Raw genomic sequence first — 1,370 nt, 5'->3', positions numbered from 1 at the left:
GCGGCGCACGAGCCGTCGGCGCCGCCCGCAGAGGCGCCGCCCCGCGACGAGGGCGGCGACGACACGATGGGCGCGGCGGCGTGACGGCGCAGCGGCAGCCCTTCGGCCTGTCCGCGGCGTCGCGCGCGGCGCTGCTGCAACGCCTTTCCAAGCGGCGCGGCGCGGAACCGGCCGCGGCGGCCGACGCCGGCACGGGGCGCGACCTGTCCACCCTCCCCGGCGCCGCCGACATCGGCATGGTGCGCGAGGCCGGCGCGGCGCTCGGGCTGGAGAACCCGTTTTTCCGCCCGCACGAGGGCGTGGCGGGCGCGCGGACGGTGATAGGCGGGCGCGAGTGCCTGAACTTCGCCTCCTACAACTACCTCGGGCTGAACGGCGACCCGCGCGTGGCGGCCGCCGCCAAGGCGGCGATCGACCGGCACGGCGTGTCCGCCTCCGCTTCCCGCCTGGCCTCCGGCGAGCGGCCGGTCCACGCGGCGCTGGAGGCTGCGCTCGCGGAGTTCCACGGCGCCGAGGCCTGCCTCGCCTTCGTCAGCGGGCACGCCACCAACGTCACGGTCATCGGCCACCTCCTGGGGCCGCGCGACCTGGTGCTGCACGACGCGCTGATCCACAACTCGGTGGTGGAAGGCGCGCGCCTCTCAGGCGCGCGGCGGATCGCCTTCCCGCACAATGATCCCGTCGCCGCGGAGCGCGAACTGGCGGCGCAGCGCCGCCGCCACGGCCGCGCGCTCCTCGTCATCGAGGGCCACTACAGCATGGACGGCGACGTGCCGGACCTCGCGCGCTTCGTGGAGACGGCGCGGCGGCACGACGCGTTGCTGATGGTGGACGAGGCGCATTCGGTGGGCGTGCTGGGCGCCACGGGGCGCGGCGTCGCCGAGCAGCGCGGCGTGGACCCCGGCGGCGTGGACATCTGGATGGGCACGCTTTCCAAAACGCTGTCGTCCTGCGGTGGCTACGTCGCCGGCAAGCGGGCGCTGGTGGACGTGCTGCGGCACTCGGCGCCGGGCTTCGTCTACTCGGTCGGCCTGGCGCCGCCGCTGGCCGCGGCTGCGTTGGAAGCGCTCCGCGTGCTGCGCGCGGAGCCGTGGCGCGTGGGTCGCTTGCGGGCCAACGCCGCGCTGTTCCTCCGACGGGCGCGCGAGTCGGGCTTCGACACCGGGCACTCCGCCGGCCTCGGGATCGTGCCGGTGGTCCTGGGGAGCTCGGTGGCGGCGGCGCGCATGGCAGCGGCGCTGTTCGAGGCGGGGGTCAACGTGCAGCCGATCCTGTTCCCGGTGGTGCCGGAACGCTCGGCGCGGCTGCGCTTCTTCCTCTCGGCGGAGCACGCGGCAGAGGAGATCGAGCGCGCCGTCGCGGCCCTGGCC

General features: G+C 76.1%; 1 protein-coding gene. It reads left to right on the top strand.

Translation table 11 applies throughout. The features are described from left to right. Nucleotides 1-80: 80 nt before the first annotated feature. The coding region (locus tag ABD067_RS22970) for an aminotransferase class I/II-fold pyridoxal phosphate-dependent enzyme (RefSeq protein ID WP_343897739.1) at nucleotides 81-1,370 on the top strand (1,290 nt) is incomplete at its 3' end.

This window comes from Craurococcus roseus (assembly GCF_039523795.1).
GTDB classification, from domain to species: domain Bacteria; phylum Pseudomonadota; class Alphaproteobacteria; order Acetobacterales; family Acetobacteraceae; genus Craurococcus; species Craurococcus roseus.
The sequence above is the reverse complement of the archived record's forward strand: the minus strand, read 5'-3'. Positions and strand labels throughout refer to the sequence as shown.